Origin of the sequence: Paraburkholderia sp. BR14320, from assembly GCF_040948665.1 — a bacterium.
GTDB classification, from domain to species: domain Bacteria; phylum Pseudomonadota; class Gammaproteobacteria; order Burkholderiales; family Burkholderiaceae; genus Paraburkholderia; species Paraburkholderia youngii.
In genome coordinates, this window is record NZ_JBFPKG010000016.1 from 41,698 (window position 1) to 64,936 (window position 23,239).

At 63.2% G+C, this 23,239-nt stretch carries 26 protein-coding genes and 1 tRNA gene; 6 read left to right on the forward strand and 21 right to left on the reverse strand.

The features are described from left to right. Window positions 1-81: 81 nt before the first annotated feature. Window positions 82-1,332, reverse strand: coding sequence for an Hsp70 family protein (locus AB3X89_RS17010; protein ID WP_368584333.1), 1,251 nt, complete (start codon window positions 1,330-1,332; stop codon window positions 82-84). Window positions 1,333-1,519: 187 nt separating this feature from the next. Between AB3X89_RS17010 and AB3X89_RS17015 the strand changes: the two genes are divergently transcribed. Continuing rightward, complete coding sequence (locus tag AB3X89_RS17015) at window positions 1,520-3,043, forward strand: MFS transporter (protein ID WP_368584334.1); 1,524 nt, start codon at window positions 1,520-1,522, stop codon at window positions 3,041-3,043. A gap of 42 nt (window positions 3,044-3,085) precedes the next feature. On the opposite strand, the gene AB3X89_RS17020 is transcribed toward AB3X89_RS17015, so the two are convergent. Together AB3X89_RS17020 and AB3X89_RS17025 are read right to left on the reverse strand one after the other, a co-directional pair. Continuing rightward, the gene (locus tag AB3X89_RS17020) at window positions 3,086-3,679 is read right to left on the reverse strand and encodes a nitroreductase family protein (RefSeq protein ID WP_184141689.1); all 594 of its coding nucleotides are present in this window, start codon (window positions 3,677-3,679) and stop codon (window positions 3,086-3,088) included. A 191-nt stretch (window positions 3,680-3,870) separates the two neighbouring features. After that, on the reverse strand, window positions 3,871-5,154 hold the full coding sequence (locus AB3X89_RS17025; RefSeq protein ID WP_176124296.1) for an MFS transporter: 1,284 nt from the start codon (window positions 5,152-5,154) through the stop codon (window positions 3,871-3,873). Window positions 5,155-5,312: 158 nt separating this feature from the next. On the opposite strand from AB3X89_RS17025, the gene AB3X89_RS17030 reads away from it, so the two are divergent. Both AB3X89_RS17030 and AB3X89_RS17035 read left to right on the forward strand, forming a co-directional pair. Then, window positions 5,313-5,960, forward strand: coding sequence for a TetR/AcrR family transcriptional regulator (locus tag AB3X89_RS17030; RefSeq protein ID WP_368584335.1), 648 nt, complete (start codon window positions 5,313-5,315; stop codon window positions 5,958-5,960). 57 nt (window positions 5,961-6,017) lie between these two features. Beyond that, the gene (locus AB3X89_RS17035; RefSeq protein ID WP_368584336.1) at window positions 6,018-6,572 is read left to right on the forward strand and encodes a DUF1415 domain-containing protein; all 555 of its coding nucleotides are present in this window, start codon (window positions 6,018-6,020) and stop codon (window positions 6,570-6,572) included. A 20-nt stretch (window positions 6,573-6,592) separates the two neighbouring features. Here the strand turns inward: AB3X89_RS17035 and AB3X89_RS17040 are convergent, their stop codons facing one another. Further along, window positions 6,593-7,435 carry an SAM-dependent methyltransferase gene (locus tag AB3X89_RS17040; RefSeq protein ID WP_176124293.1) on the reverse strand — a complete coding sequence of 281 codons (843 nt, stop codon included), beginning with the start codon at window positions 7,433-7,435 and terminating at the stop codon, window positions 6,593-6,595. 388 nt (window positions 7,436-7,823) lie between these two features. On the opposite strand from AB3X89_RS17040, the gene AB3X89_RS17045 reads away from it, so the two are divergent. Further along, window positions 7,824-8,144, forward strand: a complete 321-nt coding sequence (locus AB3X89_RS17045; RefSeq protein ID WP_013090673.1) for a hypothetical protein — start codon at window positions 7,824-7,826, stop codon at window positions 8,142-8,144. A 140-nt stretch (window positions 8,145-8,284) separates the two neighbouring features. On the opposite strand, the gene AB3X89_RS17050 is transcribed toward AB3X89_RS17045, so the two are convergent. Continuing rightward, window positions 8,285-8,494 carry a DUF1059 domain-containing protein gene (locus AB3X89_RS17050; protein WP_176124292.1) on the reverse strand — a complete coding sequence of 70 codons (210 nt, stop codon included), beginning with the start codon at window positions 8,492-8,494 and terminating at the stop codon, window positions 8,285-8,287. Window positions 8,495-8,830: 336 nt separating this feature from the next. On the opposite strand from AB3X89_RS17050, the gene AB3X89_RS17055 reads away from it, so the two are divergent. Further along, window positions 8,831-10,102, forward strand: coding sequence for a TIGR03862 family flavoprotein (locus AB3X89_RS17055; RefSeq protein WP_368584337.1), 1,272 nt, complete (start codon window positions 8,831-8,833; stop codon window positions 10,100-10,102). A gap of 15 nt (window positions 10,103-10,117) precedes the next feature. Here the strand turns inward: AB3X89_RS17055 and AB3X89_RS17060 are convergent, their stop codons facing one another. The 8 genes from AB3X89_RS17060 to AB3X89_RS17095 all read right to left on the reverse strand — a co-directional run bounded on the left by AB3X89_RS17060 (window position 10,118) and on the right by AB3X89_RS17095 (window position 17,345). Next, the gene (locus tag AB3X89_RS17060) at window positions 10,118-11,242 is read right to left on the reverse strand and encodes a methyltransferase (RefSeq protein ID WP_368584338.1); all 1,125 of its coding nucleotides are present in this window, start codon (window positions 11,240-11,242) and stop codon (window positions 10,118-10,120) included. Window positions 11,243-12,233: 991 nt separating this feature from the next. Further along, window positions 12,234-12,309 (reverse strand) — tRNA-Thr (locus tag AB3X89_RS17065). Between the two features lie 19 nt (window positions 12,310-12,328). Then, on the reverse strand, window positions 12,329-12,826 hold the full coding sequence (locus tag AB3X89_RS17070) for a ClpXP protease specificity-enhancing factor (RefSeq protein WP_368584339.1): 498 nt from the start codon (window positions 12,824-12,826) through the stop codon (window positions 12,329-12,331). Between the two features lie 66 nt (window positions 12,827-12,892). Next, window positions 12,893-13,504 (reverse strand): glutathione S-transferase N-terminal domain-containing protein, encoded by a 612-nt coding sequence (locus AB3X89_RS17075; RefSeq protein WP_006052302.1) that lies wholly within the window; start codon window positions 13,502-13,504, stop codon window positions 12,893-12,895. 95 nt (window positions 13,505-13,599) lie between these two features. Continuing rightward, window positions 13,600-14,355 carry a cytochrome c1 gene (locus AB3X89_RS17080; RefSeq protein WP_368584340.1) on the reverse strand — a complete coding sequence of 252 codons (756 nt, stop codon included), beginning with the start codon at window positions 14,353-14,355 and terminating at the stop codon, window positions 13,600-13,602. A 23-nt stretch (window positions 14,356-14,378) separates the two neighbouring features. After that, window positions 14,379-15,758, reverse strand: a complete 1,380-nt coding sequence (locus AB3X89_RS17085; protein WP_368584341.1) for a cytochrome bc complex cytochrome b subunit — start codon at window positions 15,756-15,758, stop codon at window positions 14,379-14,381. Continuing rightward, window positions 15,758-16,378, reverse strand: coding sequence for a ubiquinol-cytochrome c reductase iron-sulfur subunit (gene petA, locus AB3X89_RS17090; protein WP_368584399.1), 621 nt, complete (start codon window positions 16,376-16,378; stop codon window positions 15,758-15,760). Before petA ends, AB3X89_RS17085 begins: the two co-directional genes overlap by 1 nt. A 220-nt stretch (window positions 16,379-16,598) precedes the next feature. Beyond that, the gene (locus AB3X89_RS17095) at window positions 16,599-17,345 is read right to left on the reverse strand and encodes a Nif3-like dinuclear metal center hexameric protein (RefSeq protein ID WP_368584342.1); all 747 of its coding nucleotides are present in this window, start codon (window positions 17,343-17,345) and stop codon (window positions 16,599-16,601) included. 19 nt (window positions 17,346-17,364) lie between these two features. On the opposite strand from AB3X89_RS17095, the gene AB3X89_RS17100 reads away from it, so the two are divergent. Continuing rightward, window positions 17,365-18,585 (forward strand): Do family serine endopeptidase, encoded by a 1,221-nt coding sequence (locus AB3X89_RS17100; RefSeq protein ID WP_368584343.1) that lies wholly within the window; start codon window positions 17,365-17,367, stop codon window positions 18,583-18,585. 91 nt (window positions 18,586-18,676) lie between these two features. On the opposite strand, the gene tatC is transcribed toward AB3X89_RS17100, so the two are convergent. From tatC to hisF, 8 genes are all read right to left on the reverse strand, one after another. Next, on the reverse strand, window positions 18,677-19,462 hold the full coding sequence (gene tatC / locus AB3X89_RS17105; protein ID WP_368584344.1) for a twin-arginine translocase subunit TatC: 786 nt from the start codon (window positions 19,460-19,462) through the stop codon (window positions 18,677-18,679). 34 nt (window positions 19,463-19,496) lie between these two features. After that, window positions 19,497-20,039, reverse strand: a complete 543-nt coding sequence (tatB, locus tag AB3X89_RS17110) for a Sec-independent protein translocase protein TatB (protein WP_368584345.1) — start codon at window positions 20,037-20,039, stop codon at window positions 19,497-19,499. A gap of 48 nt (window positions 20,040-20,087) precedes the next feature. Then, window positions 20,088-20,330 carry a Sec-independent protein translocase subunit TatA gene (gene tatA, locus AB3X89_RS17115; protein WP_013090688.1) on the reverse strand — a complete coding sequence of 81 codons (243 nt, stop codon included), beginning with the start codon at window positions 20,328-20,330 and terminating at the stop codon, window positions 20,088-20,090. A 274-nt stretch (window positions 20,331-20,604) separates the two neighbouring features. Next, window positions 20,605-20,970, reverse strand: a complete 366-nt coding sequence (locus AB3X89_RS17120; RefSeq protein WP_013090689.1) for a histidine triad nucleotide-binding protein — start codon at window positions 20,968-20,970, stop codon at window positions 20,605-20,607. A gap of 93 nt (window positions 20,971-21,063) precedes the next feature. Continuing rightward, entirely contained in the window at window positions 21,064-21,459 is a 396-nt protein-coding gene (locus AB3X89_RS17125) for a membrane protein (protein ID WP_013090690.1), read from the reverse strand. Between the two features lie 90 nt (window positions 21,460-21,549). Beyond that, window positions 21,550-21,945, reverse strand: coding sequence for a phosphoribosyl-ATP diphosphatase (locus tag AB3X89_RS17130; protein ID WP_368584346.1), 396 nt, complete (start codon window positions 21,943-21,945; stop codon window positions 21,550-21,552). Continuing rightward, entirely contained in the window at window positions 21,942-22,352 is a 411-nt protein-coding gene (hisI, locus tag AB3X89_RS17135) for a phosphoribosyl-AMP cyclohydrolase (RefSeq protein ID WP_090802086.1), read from the reverse strand. Before hisI ends, AB3X89_RS17130 begins: the two co-directional genes overlap by 4 nt. Before the next feature lies 1 nt (window position 22,353). Then, complete coding sequence (gene hisF, locus AB3X89_RS17140) at window positions 22,354-23,127, reverse strand: imidazole glycerol phosphate synthase subunit HisF (RefSeq protein ID WP_062128440.1); 774 nt, start codon at window positions 23,125-23,127, stop codon at window positions 22,354-22,356. Window positions 23,128-23,239 lie beyond the last annotated feature (112 nt).

Here is a 23,239-nt window from a genome sequence, read left to right on the forward strand (position 1 = left end):
CTTTATCGGCGGCAAATCGAAATCAATGATTAAATTGCCGTATTCGCAATTCGCGGCGGATTATTTTCCGATTATTCGCGATTATCCGAACACGCGCCGGGCATGAATACCGAGGCCAGTCGCCACGCTCGCGAGACGATCGCCGAAGACCGCTTTCGCGTCCGGGAACGCCGCCGCCAGCGCGCCCGACAGAAACGCAAGGCCGGTCGAACCGCCAGTGAAATAAATCGCGTCGACGTCGCGAGGTGCGACACCCGCCGCCTGCACCGTATCGCGCGCGGCCTGCACGATGCGTCGCGTTTCGTCCTCGCCGGCTTTGACGAGTTGCGCTTCGTCGAAGGCGAGGCGCAGATCCTCTTCCACTTGCTCGAGATCGATCACGGTCTCGCCGCCCGCCGCCACGCCAATCTTCGCCTCTTCCGCGTGCGCCGCGAGCGCGTGCCCAAAACGCTGCTCGACCACGCGCATCAGCCGGTCGTGGTGCTTCGTTTCGGTGAAAAGGTGCCGCATCAGTCCGAGTTCGCTGACGCGCTTCGGGGTGTAGACGGTGTTGATCAGGTGCCAGGTCGCGAGATCGAAATAAATCCGGTTCGGGATTTCGCGCCCTTGCGGATCTAGCGATTGATAACCGAGTTCGCGCAGGATCGTCACGAGTTCGACGCGCCGGTCGAAGTCCGTACCCGCGACGTGCACACCGTGATGCGCGAGCACGTCGTCCTTGCGTTCGACGCGCTTCATCCGTTCCGGCCCCACTCGCACGAGCGAAAAGTCCGACGTACCACCGCCGATGTCCGCCACAAGCACGAGTCCTTCGGCGCTCAGATGCGATTCATAGTCGAACGCAGCCGCGATCGGTTCATACTGAAAGTGGATGTCGCGCAAGCCGACCGTGCGCGCGGCAGCTTCGAGCTGTTGCTGCGCCATCTGGTCGGCGCGCGGGTCGTCGTCGACGAAGAACACCGGGCGACCCAGCACGGCGCGGTCGATCGCGCCGCCGGCGCTCGCCTCGGCCGCGCGCTTCAGATGGGTCAGGAACGTCGCGATCACGTCGGTGTACTTGATCGCAGTGCCATCGCCGAGATCGGTCGTATTTTCGGCGAGCGGCGAGCCGAGAATGCTTTTCATCGAGCGCATCAGCCGGCCGTCGAAACCGTCGATGTAGGCAGCGAGCGCCGCGCGCCCGAATTCGGTGGTGTTTTCGTCGGTATTGAAGAAGACCGCGGTGGGCAGCGTCGTGTACGCGCCTTCGACCGGCGCCAGCTTTAGCTGCGGGCCGCTCGGAATCGCGACGGCCGAATTGGAAGTACCGAAGTCAATCGCGCAATAGTTCATGGCAGGAATGGCCGCTCACGGCTGGCGCGCACAGAAAGGGGAGCGGCTTTGTATCACGAAAACTCCGGCAGCATCAACTGAAGCTGACGGAACCGCGGCAAGATCGTCTGAAATCGTGGCGCGGAACAGATCTTGCTGGATCGGACCGGATACGCCGCCGCATTTCGCCATCGAGGAGACTTCGCGTATGAGCGTGCCGCCCACCGCCGCCGTCGATGCCCACCACGCAATGCTGATCGAAACCGACCTGCCGTCGCGGCTGGACCGCCTGCCGTGGGGCCGCTTTCACACCCTGATCGTAGTCGCGCTCGGCGTGACGTGGCTGCTCGACGGGCTCGAAGTGACGCTGGCGGGCGCGGTCGCGAGCGCGCTGAAAACCAGCCCGGCGCTGCGCTTTTCGAATGCCGACGTCGGCCTAGCGGGCAGCGCGTACATTGCCGGCGCGGTGCTCGGCGCACTCGGTTTCGGCTGGCTGACCGACCGGCTCGGCCGCCGCAAGCTCTTTTTCATCACGCTGACGCTTTATCTGGCCGCGACCGCGGCGACCGCGCTGTCGTGGAATCTGATGAGCTTCATGCTGTTCCGCTTCCTAACCGGCGCGGGTATCGGCGGCGAATACACGGCGATCAACTCGACGATCCAGGAATTCACGCCGGCACGCGTGCGCGGCTGGACCGACCTCGGCATCAACGGCACGTTCTGGGTTGGCGCGGGGCTCGGCGCCGCGGGCTCGCTGGTACTGCTCGACCCGCATCTGCTGCCTTCCGACTGGGGCTGGCGCGCGTGTTTTTTCATCGGCGCGGTGCTCGCGCTCGGGATTCTGCCGATGCGCATCTGGATACCCGAAAGCCCACGCTGGCTGCTCACGCATGGTGACGAGCGTGACGCACGGACGATCGTCGAGGGCATCGAAACGCGTTTTCGCGAGGACGGCCACACGCTCGCCGACGACGCCCTCACGCGGCTACGTCTGCGTGCGCGCGACCATACACCGTTACGCGAGGTGTTCCATACGCTGTTCAACGTGCACCGGCGCCGCTCGCTGGTCGGTCTCACGTTGATGACCGCACAGGCATTCTTCTACAACGCGATCTTTTTCACCTACGCGCTCGTCCTCACCGACTTCTATCACGTGCCGGGCGGCGACATCGGCTGGTATCTGCTGCCTTTCGCGCTCGGTAATTTCCTGGGGCCGCTCGTGCTCGGGCGGCTATTCGATGTGATCGGCCGACGCAAGATGATCGCCGCGACGTACGCGATGTCGGCGATCCTGCTGACGCTGTCGGGCTATCTGTTCGAGCAGCAACTGCTCACCGTCGTCACGCAGACGGTCGCCTGGATGGTGATTTTCTTCTTCGCGTCAGCGGCCGCGAGTTCCGCGTATCTGACCGTCAGCGAATCGTTTCCGCTCGAAATCCGCGCGCTCGCGATCGCGGTTTTCTATGCGTTCGGCACCGCGCTGGGCGGCATCATCGGGCCGGCGTTTTTCGGTCGGCTGATCGACACGCATCAGCGCAGCGAAGTGTTTTCGGGCTATCTGGTCGGCTCGGGCTTGATGCTCGCGGCGGCGCTCGTCGCAGCGATCTGGGGTGTCGACGCTGAGCGCAAGCCGCTCGAGCATGTGGCGGCACCGCTGTCGAGCGTGACGGATGAAGAGCTCGGCGCACACAGCGCCGATGAAAAACGCGCGGACCGTGCCGCACGTACCTGACTGCCTGGCGAAGTCACGCGGCAAGCGCCGCGAATCCGTTGCTCAAAACGCCTTCTTCCAGCCGCCGCCGTACGCGATTTCCGCGAGCGCCACGCGCTGACGCGGCGCCTTCTCGCGTTCGCGCAGGACGGGGTCCAGTTTGTCGACGTCGCCGTAATGGCCAAGCGAGATCATCGCGATCGGCTCGACGTCTTTCGGCAATTCGAAGGTGGTGCGGAACGCGTTCACGTCGAAGCCGCTCATCTGGTGCGCGGCGAGGCCGAGCGCGTGCGCCTGCAGCACCAGCGACATCGCCGCCGCGCCCGCGTCATAGAGCGCGCAGCGATTGACGTCGCCCTTGTTGGTCAGGGTGTGCGCGGTGACCGCGATCAGCACCGGCGCGGGCGCATTCCAGCCCTGGTTGAACGGCACGAGCGTGGCGAAAGCCTTCTTGAACGCGACTTCATCGACGCTGCGATCGAATACGACAAAACGCCAGGGCTGCGCGTTATACGAGGACGGCGCCCAGCGCGCCGCTTCGAGCACGGCGCGCAATTGATCGCGGCTGACCGGCTCGCTCGAATACGCGCGCGGGCTCCAGCGGCCTGCAATCAGCTCGTGAATGGCAACTTCGGTTGAGGCGGGTTTCTTGGCCATGCGCTTCTCTCGGTAGAAATTCATGATGGTCGGGCGGTTGCCCGAGGCCACATAGCATAACGGGCTTTCGGTGCGCGCTCCAACTTGCGGCGGGGGGCTATGCGCGCTGGATGAAAAAGCGCGCACGGCCCGTTATGGGCCGTGCGCCGTTGCTTTGCTAACGGTGAATCTGCGCGGTTCGCGAAGGCGATTCAGATTGCCTGCGGTGCCGGCACTTTGGCCGGGCGGTTGATGCGCAGCACGATCACCGCGGCGATCAGGCACAAGCCGCCGGAAATCATCGACGCGACCGTATAAGTGCCGAGGCTCGCGCGCAGCATGCCCGCGCCGAGCGCCGCGAACGCCGCGCCGAGCTGGTGGCCGGCGACCACCCAGCCGAACACGATCGGCGCCGATTCCTTGCCGTAGACGTCGGTGGCGAGACGCACGGTCGGCGGCACCGTGGCGATCCAGTCGAGACCGTAGAACACCGCGAACAGCGGCAACCCGAAAAAGTCGATGCCGAACGCGTGTGGCAGATACATCAGCGACAGGCCGCGCAGCCCGTAGTACCAGAACAGCAACACGCGGCTATTGAAGCGATCCGACAGCCAGCCCGACAGCGTCGTGCCGAACAGGTCGAACACGCCCATCGCCGCGAGCAGCGACGCGCCCTGCACTTCGGTCATCCCGTAGTCGCCGCACATCGCGATCAGATGGGTGCCGACGTAGCCATTGGTGCTCGCGCCGCAAATGAAGAAGCTGAAGAACAGCAGCCAGAAATCGCGCGTTTTGCTCGCCGACGCGAGCGTGCCGAACGCGATCGCGAGCGGGTTCTGCCTGGTGATGCTCGTGGTAATCGGCGCGTCGTGCGGTTCGCCGTATGGGCGCAACTGCATGTCGGCCGGATGCTCGGGCAGCAGGAACGCGACGAGCGGAATCACGATGCCCGCTGCGAGCGCGACGACCCAGACGACCTGGCGCCAGCCGTAATGCTCGGCGACGGCCGCCAGCAGCGGCAGGAACACCAGCTGGCCGGTCGCCGAGCTGGCGGTCAGGATACCCATCACGAGACCGCGGCGCGTCGTGAACCAGCGCGTCACGACGGTCGCCGACAGCGACAGCGCCGCGACCCCGGTCGATCCGCCGACCATCACACCCCAGATCAACACCATCTGCCACGGATGCGCCATCAGCGACGACAGCGCGACGCCCGCGGCCATCGTACCGAGCGCCGCCAGCAGCGTCGGACGTACACCGAAGCGCTGCATCGCGGCGGCCGCGAACGGCCCCATCAACCCGTACAGCGCGATGTTCACCGAGATCGCGAGCGAAATCGTCGCGCGGCTCCAGCCGAACTGGTGCTCGAGCGGCACCATCATCACGCTCGGCGTCGCGCGCGTACCCGCCGCCGCGAGCAATACGAGAAACACCACGGCGACGGTCAACCAGCCATAGTGGAAACGTCCGCCTATCAGTCGCGCAGCCCAGTTCATCGGTTCTCCAATCGACGCGGCCGGGGTGGCGGCATCGTTCGTATTGTTACTGTTACGACTTCGGTAAATGATTTGTGACAGATCAGTCACAATAGTGTTGCGATGTTAGTTACTGGTCGGTAACATGTCAAGGCGTCAATTCAATCGGGTGACTTGCCATGTCCGACAGCGAAACTCTCAAGCCCGCCGCTACTCGCTCACGGCGCGCGCGCGGCGCACAGACCGCCGGGCCGCAGGCGCAACAGCATCTGCTGCGCGCGGCTAGCGAGTTGTTCTATCGCGAGGGCGTGCGCACGGTAGGCGTCGATGCGGTGGTCGAGCGCGCGGGTGTGAACAAAATGAGCCTGTACCGGCAGTTTTCGTCGAAGGACGATCTGGTAATGGCGTATCTGGAACAGAAGGACGAGCAGTTCTTCGGCTACGTCGAGAAGAGTTTCGCGAAGCATCCGGGCGAGCCGGCGAAGCAGCTCCAGCAGTACTTCGACGACCTCGCAGTGCGCGCCTCGGTCGATCATTACCGCGGCTGCCCGTTCGTGAACGTGTCGGTGGAGTTTTCGGATACCGCGCATCCGGCGCGGCAGTTCGTATTCCGCAACAAGCAGCGCTTGATGGCGCGCCTCGTCGAACTGTCGACGGCGGCCGGCGCCGACGATCCGCAAGCGCTCGCCGATGGGCTCGGTCTGCTGATCGAGGGCGTGTACGCGGCGAGCCAGACTTACGGGCCGGGCTGCGGGCCGATCCTCGCCGCGCCGAAAGTCGCCGCGCAGTTGATTGCGGCCGCTCGCGGGGACAAGCAGGCTCGCTGAGTCAGTCCGTCAGTGGGTCCTTTAGAATTGCGCGTTTCCTCGTCGCATCCGTCCGCCATGCCGTTGCCCGCCGAATCCCACGATGCCGTTATCGCCACGACCCGTCACTGGCTGACGGAAGCCGTGATCGGCTTGAACCTGTGCCCGTTCGCGAAGGCCGTGCATGTGAAGGAGCAGATTCGCTATGCGGTGAGCGAAGCGGACACGCTCGAAGCGGTACTCTCCGACCTGGAAGCTGAACTGCAGACGCTCGTCGCCGCCGACCCCGCCGCCATCGACACGACGCTGCTGATCCTGCCGCGCGCGTTCGGCGACTTTCTCGACTTCAACGACTGCCTGTTCTTCGCCGACCGCCTGATCCAGCAACTGCGGCTCGAAGGCGTGATTCAGATCGCGAGCTTCCATCCGCGCTACCAGTTCGAAGGCAGCGAGCCCGACGACATCGAAAACTACACGAACCGGGCGCCCTATCCGATCCTGCATCTGCTGCGTGAAGACAGCATCGAGCGGGCGGTACAGGCCTTTCCCGACGCCGAAGAGATTTACGAGCGCAATCAGGAAACGCTGCGGCGCATTGGCCTCGCCGGCTGGGATGCGTTGATGAAGCGCTAGGTGAAGCGCCAGGCTGCGCCTCAGGCCGGCACGAAAAACCGCTCCTTCAGCGCATCGAGCCCGAGCGTGTCCAGCACTTCGCCGAGCCGCTCAGCCGGCCGGCGCCGTGGCAGATCCTTGTACTGCGCGATGATCAGCTCGTTTTTCATCGAGTGTTCCCAGCCGACCAGCTCGGTCACGCTGACCTGATAGCCATGCGCCTCGAGTTGCAGACAGCGCAGCACGTTCGTGATCTGACTGCCGAATTCGCGCGTGTGCAGCGGATGCCGCCAGATTTCCGTGAGCGCGTTCTTCAGCGCCTTGCCCTTGTTCTGCCGCAGCACGCCGGCCACCTCGGCCTGGCAGCACGGCACGACGACGATGTACTTCGCGTGCTTTTCGAGCGCGAAACGGATCGCGTCGTCGGTGGCGGTATTGCACGCGTGCAGCGCGGTCACGATGTCGATTTCGGCGGGCAGCCGCGTCGACGTGATCGACTCGGCCACCGACAGATTCAGAAACGACATCCCCTTGAAGCCGAGCCGCGCCGCCAGCTCTTCGGACTTCGTCACCAGCTCTTCGCGCGTTTCGATGCCATAAATGTGCGAAGCCCCACCAGCGGCGTCCTGAAACTCCTTGAAAAACAGGTCGTAGAGGATAAAACCGAGGTATGACTTGCCCGCGCCGTGATCGACGAGCGTCAGCGAGCCCTGCTGGTCCTTCAGGTCCTTGAGCAGCGGCTCGATGAACTGGAACAGGTGGTAGACCTGCTTCAGCTTGCGACGGCTGTCCTGATTCATCTTGCCGTCGCGCGTGAGGATGTGGAGCTCTTTGAGCAGTTCGACGGACTGGTTGGGACGGATTTCGTGGGTTTTGCCGGACATCGTGTGGGTCGCCATCAATCGCAGCGCGAACGTGCGACAGATGACGGAAAAAGAGAAAAGTTACTGCCAGTTTACCCAAACTGCGACATTCCCAGCGAGCACGCCGCGCGGACCACGCGACATCGGTGCTCTGCTGGGAACACTTCCTGCTCGACAGGCGCCGTGCGGAAGTGTCTCGATAATGGCTGAAAACAGCTTGCGCGCCGGCTGAGCCCGCGGGCGCAGGCCGTGTCGCCGAAAACAGGAGGCTGTCCGGCCGTGCGACCGGACACGCGAAGCGGATGCATGTGGGGAGAGCGGTCCCGCAACGCGGGCCGAACGTTACGTAACCAGCAGCGGCCGGCTTCGCAACCGGTCGCGCGCTCGGATGATCACAGAAGAGGCGGCAATGGATACGGTACCCAACGGAAATGTCGAACAGAAGTTTCAGGAAATGCTGGCGAAGCTGACCACCGCGCCGGCATGGTCGGAGAAACAGCAACTCGAACTGGAGATGGCTCGCGACATCTCCACGGAAATGCTGCGGCTCGCCGAGGTCATGCGCGACGGCAACGTCGACCTCGAAACTTGCCTGACGATGCTCAAGTACGCCAAGGTGCTCGACTTCGTGATGACGACGCTCGCGTCGCGACGCGACATCAAGCCGCAGACGTTGCGGGTGATCTTCAAGCTCGCCGGACTGAAGGTCGATGAGGCGTATCCGGGCTAGCGCGTCGGCATCTCGGTTAGGATGGCTTGGTATCGCGTTTCGCGTATCGCGTTCACCACAACACTGCTGCTACACGACCGCGCGCGGCGGCTAGATGCCGCTCGCGACGCGGGCTTCCACACTCCCCTTGCACGGGTATCTCAAGCGCGCGGCGCCTCGGCCGGCGGCGTTCCCTCATGAAATAGCGTCTTCAGCTGCGCGCGCAGCTCCGGCGAATCCGCGTGCTTGTGAACGCTGACGGCATGCTGGACCGCGGCTTCGAGCAGCTCGCTGTCGCTGTCGGCGGACATCGCGACGGTGCAGTTCATTTCGCTCGGAAATTCGCGGCAGTCGATGTATTTGCGGGTCATGACAATCTCCTTGAACCAGACGATCGACTCTTCCATCGATTCGACAGGCGATGGGCGTCGGCTGCCGGCGCGCGGCAGTGAGCGCGCCGCAGTGGCTGCGTCGCAAGTGATGTGATGGGGATTGACGCGGGGGAACGACGCGAACGACGTCCGATGGAAGATGTGTGAAAAGTATAGGTCGCGTGCGGCGCGAGCCAAGCGGTGAACGAAGTTCGACTGCGTTCGACGGCGTTTGCCGCGCGCCGCGCGCGGTGTGACAATAACGCCCTTCGCGCCGCCCGTCCGTTCGGTCGCTGGCGGCGCACCGCCTTTCCCCCCGCAGATTCGCCGAACCGCATGCCCTCCTCGCTCGATTCCACCCGCGTCGCCGTAATCGGCGGCGGCCCCGCCGGCCTGATGGCCGCCGAGACGCTTGCCCGGCGCGGCGTGCAAGTCCACGTATATGACGCGATGCCGTCGGTCGGCCGCAAATTCCTGATGGCGGGCAAAGGCGGCATGAACATCACGCATTCGGAAGCGCTCGAGCCGTTTCTCGACCGCTATGGCGAGCGCCGCGGGCGCATCGCGCCGCTGCTCGACGCATTCGGTCCCGACGCGCTGCGCGCCTGGTTGCGCGAGTTGGGCGTTGAGACGTTCGTCGGCAGTTCGGGGCGCGTGTTTCCGTCCGACATGAAGGCCGCACCGATGCTGCGCGCGTGGCTGCATCGGCTGCGCGAAGCGGGCGTGCAGTTCCACATGCGTCACAAGTGGAACGGCTGGGCGTCAGTGTCGGAAGACAACGCCGCGCACGCGCTGCGCTTCGCCACGCCCGACGGTGAACAGACGGTGCGCTACGACGCGGTCGTGTTCGCGCTCGGCGGCGGGAGTTGGCCGCGGCTCGGCTCCGACGCCGCGTGGGTGCCGCTGATGACGTCGCGCGAAGTGCCGGTGACGCCGCTGCGCCCCGCGAACTGCGGCTTCGACGCGGACTGGAGCCCGTATCTGCGCGAGCGTTTCGCCGGTCAGCCGATCAAGACGATCGCGATCTCCTTCACCGATGTAGACGGAAAAGTCCACAATCGACAAGGTGAAATACTTCTGACCGAAACCGGCCTCGAAGGGAGCCTGATTTACGCGCTGTCGGCGCCGATCCGCGAGCGGATTCTGGCCGACGGTGAGGTCACCATCTCGCTGGATCTCCTGCCGGGCCTGCCGCTCGAGCGAGTCATCGAGGAAGTGACGCGGCCGCGCGGCTCACGCTCGATCGCGAGTCATCTGCATGGGCGGATCGGCATCGGCGGCGTCAAGCTGGCGCTGTTGCACGAGATTCTGTCGAAAGAAGCATTCGCCGACGCGCGCGGCCTCGCCCAGGAGATCAAGGCGCTGCCGGTGCGACTGCTGCGCGCGCGACCGATCGACGAAGCGATCAGCACGGCGGGTGGCATCCCCTTCGAGGCGCTGGACGCGCATCTGATGATCGACCGGATGCCCGGCGCATTCTGCGCGGGCGAAATGCTCGACTGGGAAGCACCGACCGGCGGTTATCTGCTGACGGCCTGTTTTGCCAGCGGGCTGGTGGCCGGCCGGGGCGCATGCGCGTATCTGGACGCGCGCCGCGCATCGGCGTGACGCGCGCACTCGCCGTCACCGCACCTTGAGCCGCCACAACGACGTGATCTCGGCGGCTCGCGCAACATACAGCGGATCGTTCTGATCGCTGGCCTTCGGATGCCGTGGACGAATGTCCTCGCGTCCCACCACACTGAGCCCCGCCTGCTCGATCGCCGCCAACAGCCATTCGCGCGTGCGCAAGCCGAGGTGCTCGGCGAAATCCGAAATGATCAGCCAGCCCTCGCCGCCCGGCGTCAGATGATCGGCGAGCCCGTTCAGGAAGCCGAGCAGCATCCGGCTGTCCGGGTCATAGACCGCGTATTCGAGCGGCGACGCGGGCCGCGCCGGCACCCACGGCGGATTGCAGACGACGAGCGGTGCCCGGCCGTCCGGAAACAGATCGGCCTGTACGATCTCGACCTGCCCGGCGTACCCAAGACGGACGAGATTTTCACGCGCACACGCCAGCGCGCGCGCATCCTGGTCCGTCGCGACGATCTTGCGCACGCCGCGTTTAGCCAGCAACGCGGCCAGCACGCCGGTGCCGGTGCCGATATCGAATGCGAGGTCCAGCGACGGTAGCGCCGTGCGCGCGACCAGATCGACGTACTCGCCGCGCACCGGTGAGAACACGCCGTAATGCGGATGAATGCGCTCGCCGAGCGCCGCGATCTCGACACCCTTCTTGCGCCATTCGTGCGCGCCGATCAAACCGAGCAACTCGCGCAACGACACGACCGACGCCTCGCCGGTCGCCGGTCCGTACGCTTCGATGCAGGCCTGTCGCACGTCGGGCGCGCGGCGCAGGGAAATGCCGTAGTCCGCATCGAGCGGAATCAGGATCATGCCGAGCGTGCGCGCGCGCTGCGACTGCGCCTGCCGATGCAGGTTGAACGCGTCGAGCGGTGTCGCGCCTTGCTTGCGCGGCTTGCGTTCGAGCCGACGCGTGACCGCCTGCAACAGTTGGCGCGCGTTCTGGAAGTCGCCGTGCCACAACAGCGCGGTGCCTTCGCAGGCGAGGCGGTAGGCCGAATCGGCAGTGGTGCGGTCGTCGGCGACGACGACGCGCTTCGGCGGCGGCACGGCCGCTTCGGAGCGCCAGCGTGCGGTGCGCGGGCCGTCGGCTTCGGGCCAAGTGAGAGTTGCGGGGCTGGTCATGGTGCAATGGAGTCGATGTGACGTCGCCGGCGACGTTAACCGCGGCAGCGGACCGGAACGTCTGGCGGCTGCCCGCCATCCCGGGGCGACGCCCGAATAGTACCGTACCGCCGCCGTGCGGCTTCGCGGCGCGGCATAGATTGGGGACGATGATCAGGTAAGTTTAGACGCGCCGAATTTGGACACCCAAGTCCACAATGGACAAGGTGAAAGAGCTATTGTGATTTTTGAGCCGTTCGGCGGCGCACCTTAGCGCACGGGGTGGCATTTCGCGGCCATATTCAGACTTCATAGTCCATAATCGACAAGGTGAAAGAGATATCGTGAATTTACTGCCATTCAGTGGCTCACCTTTCGCTGCGATAGGAGCGAAGTTTGGCAAACGGATACTAAAACGTCCAAGATCGACAAGGTGAAGGAGATATCGTGATTTTTGAGCCATCAGACGTCGCACCTTAGGCCGCGCTGCATTTTGGCGCGCCGATTGCAGACTAAAACGTCTACTATCGACAAGGTGAAAGAGATTATCGGGATTTTTGAGCCATCCGGCGGCTCACCTCACGCCGCATTCACGTCTTTCCGGCATGGGCGAAAGACGAAAAAACCGCCCTCGGCAGATGAAAACAACTGTCGCGCACGCGGGTCGGGCGATTTTGATTCGAACGTGCCGGCGGCGCGCAATCGACCGAATCTCGACGAAACGACGTCCTAGCCCGAGCAGGCCGGCGTGAAAGCGCTCGGTGTCGATCTCGATCTCTGTCTGCCGTTGCTGGCATCTCGCGCTATGGCACAGCGGAGGAAATTGCGGAGCTGATGGCTTTCGTCATATCGCCAGCAGCACGCTAGATGACCGGATCGGCGCTGTGGATGAACGGCGGCGAGGTCAAGTCGTCTGGCTTGCCGACTCGACCGCCGAAAAAGAAAAACCCCGCCGAAGCGTGTGCTTCGACGGGGTTTTTAAGGATTTCCAGTTACTGCTGATAAAGCAATCTGGTGCCGGCTGCAGGACTCGAACCCGCCACCTCATGATTACAAGTCAAGCGCTCTACCTGATGAGCTAAGCCGGCATGAGGCCGTGATTCTACTTCATTTCACGATCTTAAGGCGAGCCCTTCCGCCACCTTTCGATCCATCATCGTCGGGTTGCGGTTTGTCGTCGGCGTCGCTGGCCGCGGCCGGGTCGGCCGGCGCGGTTTCGACGGCGCGCGGCGCCGCCGGCGTCTCGGCTTCGTCCGCGGCATCCGCGCCGGAATCCTGAGCCTCGCCGCCCGCCGATTCCACCGGGAACGCCATACCCTGGCCGTTCTCGCGCGCGTAGATCGCGAGAATATTGGCGACCGGCACTTCGATCTTGTGCGACTTGCCGGAGAAGCGCGCGTTAAACTCGATCCACTCGTTGCCCATCTGCAGCTGGCTGGTCGCCTCGAAGCTGATGTTCAACACGATCTCGTTGTCTCGCACGAACTGACGCGGCACGCGCGTCTGATTGTCGACGCGGACCGCGATGTGCGGTGTGTAGCCGTTATCCGTGCACCACTCATAAAGCGCGCGCAGCAGATAAGGCTTCGTGGAAATCTCTTGCATCAACAGTCCTCTTGCGGACGCGGGTGCGCATCGAAGCGATGCGGCGCCCGCGCACCAAAGCCAAACTCAACGACGCATCACCTTTTCCGACGGCGTCAGCGCTTCGATATATGCCGGGCGGCTAAAAATGCGCTCGGCGTACTTCATCAGCGGTGCGGCGTTCTTCGACAGCTCGATACCGTAGTGGTCGAGGCGCCACAGCAGCGGTGCGATCGCGACGTCGAGCATCGAGAACTCTTCGCCGAGCATGTACTTGTTTTTCAGGAAGATCGGCGCGAGCTGCGTCAGGCGATCGCGGATCGCGAGGCGCGCCTTCTCGTGATTCTTCTCCGCTGCCTTGCCCTTCTCGTTTTCGAGCGTGCCGACGTGGACGAACAGCTCTTTCTCGAAGTTGAGCAGGAACAGGCGTGCCCGCGCGCGCTGCACCGGATCGGCCGGCATCAGCTGCGGGTGCGGGAAGCGCTCGTCGATGTACTCGTTGATGATGTTCGATTCGTACAGAATCAGGTCCCGTTCGACGAGAATCGGCACCTGACCATACGGATTCATCACGGCGATGTCTTCCGGCTTGTTGAACAGGTCGACGTCGCGGATCTCGAAGTCCATGCCCTTTTCGAACAACACCAGCCGGCAACGCTGGGAGAACGGGCAAGTAGTGCCGGAATACAGAACCATCATGTTTACGTTTCCTCAAAAAGCTGAAGGGCCAGCGCACGGAAAAACCGTTCAGCAGGTCTTTCCTGGCGCCGGCCCCACGCCGTGTAGCGGCGTGATTATTTGATATGTTTCCAGTACGCGGCGTTCAGTCGCCAGGCGAAAAAGCTCAGGATACCGAGGAACAACAGCACCCACACGCCAAGTTGCTTGCGGGTTTGCTGCGTCGGTTCGGACATCCATGACAGGTACGACACGAGGTCGGCCACAGCAGAATCATAATCTACCGGCGACATCGTCCCCGGAGTGAGTTGCTGGAAACCGAGGAATTTGTGTACCTTTTCGCCGGTTTTTTCGTCGGTTTCATCACCGAATTTTGCCGCTCGCTGCCCCTGAAGCTGCCACAGCACGTGAGGCATGCTCACGTTCTCGTACACCAGATTGTTCCAGCCGGTCGGCCGCGTATCGTCGCGGTAAAAACTGCGCAGATACGTGTACAGCCAGTCCGTGCCCCGCGCCCGCGCCTCCACCGACAAATCCGGCGGCGTCGCCCCGAACCACGCTTTCGCGTCGTCCGGGCGCATCGCCACGGTCATCGTGTTGCCGACCTTGTCGGTGGTGAACAGCAGATTCGCCTGGACTTCGTTCGGCGTAATGCCGAGATCGGTCAGGCGGTTGTAGCGCATCAGGTTCGCGCTGTGGCAATTCAGGCAGTAGTTTACAAACAATTGCGCGCCGCGCTGCAAAGAAGCGAAATTGTTCGTGTTGTCCGGCGCGCGATTGAGCGGGAAATTCTCGTCCGCGTGGACCGGAGCGGCCAGCAGCGCAAGCACAGTCGCGCCGACCAGCGCGCACATCGAAAGCAGTTTTTTCATCTTCGTGTTCTCCTGGCTCGCGATTAGTGAGGCTTGAACCGCACCCGTTCCGGTGGCTGCTTGAACTTGCCAAGCCGCGTCCAGAAGGGCATGCCGAGGAAAAAAGCGAAGTAGACCAGCGCGCAGATCTGCGCGATCAGCGTCGCGGCGGGCGATGGCGGCCGCGTGCCGAGGAAGCCGAGCGTAAGGAACGCGATCACGAAGATCCCGAAGAAAACCTTGTGGAAGAACGGCCGGTAGCGAATCGACCTGACCGGCGAGCGGTCCAGCCACGGCAGGAAGAAGAGCGAAATCACCGCGCTGCCCATCACCACGACGCCCCAGAACTTCGATTCGGTGAATACCATCGCGACGATCACCAGCACCGCGAGAACCGGCAACCCGATCTTCCACTTGCCGCGTGCGCGCACCAGCGCGAGCAACCCGAGTAGCGCGATGACGATCATCAGCACGATCTTGAATGGATCGGTGGTGGCGCGCAGCATCGCATAAAAAGCGGTGAAGTACCAGACTGGCGCAATTTCCGGCGGCGTCTGCAGCGGATTCGCGGGAACGAAGTTGTTCGCTTCAAGGAAGTACCCGCCCATTTCCGGCCCGAAGAAGATGATCGCCGCGAAGATCAGCAGGAAGATCGCCACACCCATGAAGTCGTGCACCGAGTAGTACGGGTGGAACGGAATACCGTCGAGCGGCACGCCATCCGGCCCCTTCTTCGCCTTGATCTCGATGCCATCCGGGTTGTTCGAGCCGACTTCGTGCAGCGCGACGAGGTGCGCGATCACGAGGCCGACCAGCACCAGCGGAATCGCGATCACGTGGAACGCGAAGAAGCGGTTCAGCGTGACGTCGGAGACGACGTAGTCGCCGCGAATCCACAGCGACAGATCAGGACCGATGAACGGAATCGCCGAGAACAGATTCACGATCACCTGCGCGCCCCAGAACGACATCTGGCCCCACGGCAGCAGGTAGCCGAAGAACGCCTCGGCCATCAGACACAGGAAGATCAGGCAGCCGAAAATCCACACCAGCTCGCGCGGCTTGCGGTAGGAGCCATACAAAAGCCCGCGAAACATGTGCAGATACACGACGACGAAGAACATCGACGCACCCGTCGAGTGCATGTAGCGGATCAGCCAACCCCACGGCACCTCGCGCATGATGTACTCGACCGACGCAAACGCAAGCGTCGCATCGGGCTTGTAGTTCATCGTCAGCCAGATGCCGGTGACGATCTGGTTGACCAGCACCAGCAATGCAAGCGAACCGAAGAAGTACCAGAAGTTGAAGTTCTTCGGCGCGTAGTACTCGGAAACGTGCTTCTTCCACGTGGCAGTCATCGGGAAGCGCTGGTCGATCCAACCAGCCAGCCCGGTCGTCTCTACTTCGTGTTCGCTCGCCATTACGCTTCTCCTTTTTCGTCCTTCCCGATCACAAGGGCCGTCGCCGACGTGAACATGAAGCGTGGGATGTCGAGGTTCTGCGGGGCGGGTTTGTTCTTAAAGACGCGGCCGGCCATGTCGTAGGTCGAGCCGTGGCACGGGCACAGAAAGCCGCCGGGCCAGTCGTCGGGCAGATTGGCCTGCGGGCCTTCCTGGAATCGCGGCGTCGGCGTGCAGCCCAGATGCGTACAAACGGCGACGGCAACCAGCAGATGCTTGTTCTCGGCGCGTGAACGGAATTCGTTGTTGCAGTAGTCCGGCAGCGGCATCGAGAAGGGATTCTCCGTGTGGGGGTCCGCTACCTGGCTATCGGCTTTTTGAACATCGGCGAGCATGCGGTCGGTGCGGTTGATGATCCACACCGGCTTGCCACGCCAGGCGACCGTCATCATGTCGCCGGGCTTCAGACCACTGATATCGACTTCGACCGGGGCCCCTGCGGCCTTGGCCTTTTCGGATGGTGCAAACGAACTAACAAACGGTACGACAACGGCAACACCTCCTATGCCGCCTGCTACGGTCGTCGCTACCAGCCAGTTACGGCGGCTGCCATCGACGCGTTCCTCTTCTTTGTCTCGCATCACACGCCCCACTTCTGAGTTGGATTTTTCCTTCACGTCGCTTCTACCGCCGCTAGTTTGCTCGAATGGAGTCGCCATTTACAAGGGCCGATTGCCAAAAACCGTGCGAAGCCCTTGATAACTCAGGGTTTGTCCGTACCGATCGCTAACTTTTTTGTACCTCCTTTTAAGTGCCTTCTACGGTATTCGCGCCTTTTTCTTCGTTAATGCAATTCGCAATTCAAACGGGATTCGGAATGTCGATAAACAGGTGTTCGATATCGAACGATTCGGACAGATGCTTGCCCACCGCCTGCACGCCGAAGCGTTCGGTCGCGTGGTGGCCGGCCGCGAGAAACGCGACGCCGCTTTCCGCCGCCGTATGCATCACCGACTCCGATACTTCGCCAGTCACGTAGGCGTCGACGCCCGCGTTGATCGCCGCGTCGAACATCCCTTGCGCGGCGCCCGTGCACCAGCCGACGCGGCGCAGCTGCATATCGGGATCGCCGAACACGAGCGGCGTGCGGCCCAGCGTCTGCTCGATTTCCGCGCTCAGGTGCGACAGCGAAATCGGCATCGGCAACGTGGCGAGCCAGCCGAGATCGTTGTCGCCGAAACGTGCGTCGCTGATCCAGCCCATCTTCTCGCCGATCTGCGCGTTGTTGCCGAAATCGGGGTGATCGTCGAGCGGCAGGTGATAGGCGAACAGGTTCAGGTCGTTGGCGAGCAGCAGCTTCAGTCGAGCATGCTTGCGGCCGGTGATCTGCGGCGCCTCGTTGCGCCAGAAGTAGCCGTGATGGACCAGCACGGCGTCCGCGCCCCAGTCGAGCGCGGCCTCGAGGAAGGCCACCGACGCGGTCACGCCGGTCGCGAGTTTGTTGATCCGGCGGCGGCCTTCGACCTGCAGTCCGTTCGGGCAATAGTCCTTGAAGCGCGCGGTTTCAAGGAGATTGTTCAAGTACAATTCAAGTTCAATCCGATCCATATAGACCTCTTGTCTTCAGATGCTTAGACGCTTTTGGCTGTTATTTGCCCAAGCGGTGACGGTGCTGTTGGCGCTGATGTTCATCATTGCGACCCTCAAACCGCAGTGGCTGCAGCGTCAAGCACAATTCGGCAGACAACTCGCCGAACCGATCGTGGCGCTGCGGGAAGTGGCGCCGGGCATCAGCAAAGGGCATGCCGAAACGTCCTATGCCGAAGCGGCGCAAAAGGCGATGCCCGCGGTCGTCAACGTGTTCTCCAGCAAGGATGGCTCGCTGCCGCCCGACCCGCGCGCCAAAGATCCGCTGTTCCGCTACTTCTTCGGCGACAGGAACAATCGCAAGCAGCAGGAGCAGCCTGCCTCGAACCTCGGCTCAGGCGTGATAGTGAGTTCGGAAGGTTACATTCTAACGAACCAGCACGTCGTCGACGGCGCCGATCAGATCGAAGTCGCGCTCGCCGACGGCCGCACCGCCAGCGCGAAGGTCATCGGCATCGACCCGGAAACCGATCTGGCGGTGCTCAAGGTCAACATGAGCAATCTGCCCACCATCACGCTCGGCCGGATGGACCAGATCCGCGTCGGCGACGTCGTGCTGGCGATCGGTAATCCGTTCGGCGTCGGGCAGACCGTGACGATGGGCATCGTCAGCGCGCTGGGCCGCAACCACCTCGGCATCAATACGTTCGAAAACTTCATCCAGACCGACGCGCCGATCAACCCCGGCAACTCGGGCGGTGCGCTCGTCGACGTGAACGGCAATCTGCTCGGTATCAACACCGCGATCTACTCGCGCTCGGGCGGCTCGCTCGGCATCGGCTTCGCGATTCCGGTGTCGACCGCGCGCAGCGTGCTCGAGAGCATCATCACGACCGGTACGGTCACGCGCGGCTGGATCGGTGTCGAACCGCAGGACGTGACGCCGGAGATCGCGGAGTCGTTCGGGCTCGATCAGAAGTCGGGCGCGATCGTCGCCGGGGTGCTGAAAAGCGGCCCGGCCGACCGCGCGGGCATCAAGCCCGGCGACATTCTGACTAGCGTGAACGGCCAGGTGATCACCGATACCACGCGCCTGTTGAACGTGATCGCGCAGATCAAGCCAGGCACGGCGGCAAAAGTCCATCTGGTGCGCAAAGGCCATCAGATCGATCTCGACGTGATGATCGGCAAACGCCCGCCGCCGCCGAAACAGCCGGAAGACGAAAACGGCGGCGATCAGCCGGATGACGAGGGCGGTTGAGGTCAAGGCCGCGACTCAACGCAACGAAAAAGGGCAGTCCGATGGACTGCCCTTTTCATTTGACGCCCGCCCGGCACCGGCTCGCGGCACCTCAACTAGACGGCGGCGGACTCGCATCCTCGACGACCACCGGCTGCTTGCCGACGATCAAGCGCGCCGCGACGATGCCGGCTTCGTACAGCAGAATCAGCGGAACCGCGAGAATCAGCTGCGAAAACACGTCGGGCGGCGTTACGACGGCCGACACCACGAACGCGCCGACGATCACATACGGCCGGATCTCCTTCAGCTTCTTCAGCGTTACCACGTTCATCCGCACCAACAGGACGACGACGATCGGCACCTCGAAGGTGACACCGAACGCGATGAACATCGTCAGCACGAAGCTCAGGTAATTGTCGATATCGGTTGTCATTTCCGCGCCGAGCGGCGCGTTGTAGTGCGCCATCACGCGGAAGATGGTCGGAAACACGACGAAGTACGCGAACGCCATGCCGCACAGGAACAGCGTGTAGCTGCTCGCCACCAGCGGCGCGACCAGCTTCTTCTCGTGCTGATAGAGCCCCGGCGCGACGAACGCCCAGATCTGGTACAGCACGACCGGCAGCGCGATCACGAAAGCGACCAGCATCGTCACCTTCATCGGCACGAAGAACGAGCCGGTGACGTCGGTGACGATCATCTTGCCGTCCTTCGGCAGATTCATCATCAGCGGACGCGCGAGCAATCTGAAGATATCCGGTGCCCAGTACACGAGCCCGATAAACACGACGATGACGGCGAGCCCCGCACGGATGATGCGGTCACGCAGTTCGACGAGGTGGGAAATGAAGGTCTCTTCGGCGCCTTCGTTCTGGGATTGCTGGGGGTCGCTCACACCGGCCCTCGGTTAGAGATTGTCGATCTGAACATCAGAAAAACCGCGTCGGACGACGCAGGTTGGCAGGTGTGTGCCGCGCAACGCGCGCGGCGCCCGACTGCACGCGCGTGCGGCGCAGGCTCGCTCGCTTGTACCAGGTGGGGGTGGCGCTCTGCTGGACGCGCCAGGTCTTGCGTTTGGGCGCGGCGGCCGGCGTACTGACGGGCCACGAGTCGGCACCGGCGCTGCCGCTGACGCCGCTGCCGGCGTCTTCGAGCGCGCCGCCGGCGATGCTCGGCGACACCGACGTACCACTCTTCCACGCCTCGTTCAGTTCATTCTCATGCTTGCGCAGATTATCCTGAACTGTCGTTTCGACGTTGCTCGCGGCCTTCTCGAACTCGGTCTTCATGCGCCGCAATTCGTCGAGCTCGATTTCGCGCGTGACTTCGGCCTTCACGTCGTTGATGTACCGCTGTGCGCGGCCGAACAGCGCGCCAGCCGTGCGGGCGACACGCGGCAGGCGCTCAGGCCCGAGGACGACCAGCGCGACGACGCCGATCAGCGCCATCTTGGTTAGACCGAGGTCCAGCATGAAGTGGAATGTCCGTCAGAAACGCGGGAACGGCGCAAACGCCGCGGCTTAGCGGTAATCGCCCGATTGCTGCGTCTTTTCTTTCGCTTCGACGTCCACCGCGCCGTTGCGCGGCAGCTCGCGCTGCTGTTGCGCGTCGGCCGACGGCGATTCGGCTTCCTTCATGCCTTCCTTGAAGCCCTTCACAGCGCCGCCCAGATCGCTGCCGATGTTGCGCAGCTTCTTCGTGCCGAACACGAGTGCGACGATCAACAGGACGATCAACCAATGCCAAATACTCAACGAACCCATGACTACTCTCCTTAACCCCGACGCCGCATCTCGATGCGGCAAATTTGCCTAACCTGAAGCGCGTGCGCTTCGTCTGCCTCTATCTCTACGTTACCGCAGGTCGCGCCACCGCGCTCGCAAGGTGCGCCGCAGTGTGAATCGCCGTCATTGTGGTCAGGCGATCACGTCGACGGTATTACACAGCGGTAAAAATAACGGCGGCGCTATTGTCCTCGACCAAAACTCGCAGCGGTGTGCTCTCGCTACGCGGCGCGTGCAACCCATGCGCCCCCGCTCAACCCATGCGATGCCACGGGCGCGGTCCCGCGAGAATGTGCGCGTGCAGGTGATACACCTCCTGACCACCGCCCGGACCGGTATTGATTACCGTGCGAAAGCCCGTTTCGCCGCCGCTATACGCGACCCCCAATTGCTCGGCCAGTCGAGCGGCCAAGACAAGCATTCTACCAAGCAGAGGCGCGTCGCTTTCCGTGCAGTTCGACAGCGTTGCAATGTGCTTGCGAGGGATCACCAGCACATGCGTTTCGGCCGCCGGACGGATGTCGCGGAAGGCGACGAACTCGTCGTCTTCGTGGACTCTGGTTGACGGGATTTCGCCAGCGGCAATCTTGCAGAAAAGACAGTTCGGATCGTGACTCATCGTATTCCTGACGCGGTATGACTTAGGCGAGCGAAGCCGCACGCGACGAGGTTCGACCCGACTGCCGGTCCGCGCGTTCGGACCGGCTAGCGTTCAGACCCAGCCGGCCGGATTCGCGAATGGCTTGTTATCGTACAGATACAGCCAGCCTTTGATAATACGGTACAACATCCATATGCTGACCGCCCACAGCACCGGAATGCCGATCACGACGACCAATAGCAACGCGCCGATCGCATAGCCGACGAGGCCCATCCAGAACGTGCGAATCTGCCATTCGAAGTGCGCTTCGTACGGCGTGCCGGCCACGTCTGGCCGTTTCACGTAGTTGATGATGATCGCGATCAGGATGGTGAGCCCGCCGGTCAGCCAATGGACCGCATACAGCGCGTACAGCACGTGCGTGAGCGTGCGCAGGCTGCGCTCCCGCTCAGGCTCCATCGCGTGGCGGTAGACCGGCGGCGGATAGCTTCCTTGCGGCTGTTCCATGCTTGCGTCCTCACGAAGGTGCGGTTACCGCTATATAGGTGCCAGCGCGCGCGAGTTCAAGCGGAAACGCCAGATTTCCGCTCCGGCTGCTCAGTCGCCGTTTTCCTCACGCTCGCGGCTCTTGCGCAGCGCCTTTTCCTCGATGCCCGACAGGCCTTCGCGACGCTCGAGTTCGGCGATCACGTCGGCGGGGCTCAGATTGAAATGCGACAACATCACGAGGCAGTGGAACCACAGGTCCGCGACCTCGCCGACCAGCGCCTTCGGCGCGCCGCCGTGGCGCGTGTCCTTTGCGGCCAGCACAACTTCGGTGGCTTCTTCGCCGATCTTCTTCAGAATCGCGTCGTCGCCCTTGTGGAACAGGCGCGAGACGTACGAGGTGTCTGGATCGCCGCCCTTGCGGCCATCGATCACCGCCGCGAGGCGCAGCAGCGTGTCGAGCGTGGAAGCCTCGGCGGGCGACGGGTTTTGCATGGATTGCGTCATTTGTAGATGTGTTCGGGGTCTTTCAGCACGGGATCGACGGCCTGCCAGTCGCCGTCGTCCACCGAGCCTTCGAATTTCTGGAAAAAGCACGAGTGGCGGCCGGTGTGGCATGCGATGCCCGACACCTGCTCGACTTTCAGCAGTACGACGTCTTCGTCGCAATCGAGCCGCACTTCGTGCACATGCTGCACGTGGCCCGACTCCTCGCCCTTGAACCACAGGCGCTGGCGCGAACGCGAGAAATACACCGCGCGGCCGGTCTCGACGGTCTTCGCGAGGGCCTCGCGGTTCATCCACGCGAACATCAGCACGTCGTTGGTCGACGCTTCTTGCGCGATCACCGGCACGAGGCCGTTCGCGTCCCACTTGACCTTGTCGAGCCAGTTCACTGCCGAAGGATTCGTCACGTCACAACCTCACGGAAATGCCCTGGTCGGCCATGAAGCGCTTGGCCTCGCCGACCGTGTGTTCGCCGTAGTGGAAGATGCTCGCGGCCAGCACCGCATCCGCGTGACCGCTTTTGATGCCGTCGGCGAGATGCTGCAGATTGCCGACGCCGCCCGAGGCGATCACCGATACCGGCACCGCGTCCGACACCGCGCGCGTCAGCGCAAGGTCGAAGCCGCTCTTGGTGCCGTCGCGATCCATGCTGGTCAGCAGGATTTCGCCGGCGCCGAGTTCGGCCATCTTCCGCGCCCATTCGACCGCGTCGAGACCAGTGGCCTTGCGCCCGCCGTGCGTGAACACTTCCCAGCGCGGCGTTTCGCCGTCGGCGGACACGCGCTTCGCGTCGATCGCGACGACGATGCACTGCGAGCCGTATTTGTCGGTCGCGTCCTTCACGAGCTGCGGATTCGCGACCGCCGACGAGTTCATGCTGATCTTGTCCGCGCCCGCGTTCAGAAGGCGCCGCACGTCTTCGACCGCGCGCACGCCGCCGCCGACCGTCAGCGGAATGAACACCTGCGAGGCGACCGCCTCGATGATCGGCAGGATCAGGTCGCGCTGATCCGAGGTCGCGGTGATGTCGAGGAACGTCAGTTCGTCGGCGCCCTGGTCGTCGTAACGGCGCGCGATTTCGACCGGGTCGCCGGCGTCGCGCAGTTCGACGAAGTTGACGCCCTTGACCACGCGGCCCGCGGTGACGTCGAGACAGGGGATGATGCGTTTAGCTAGAGCCATGATCGTGCAATTCTGCCAATACCGCTGATGAGGCCGCTCGCTTGCGGGCAAGCGGCACAGTGCCGGCGCGAGCGGTTGCGTCGCGCCGCGAGTGGAGTGCTGGCCGCGGGCC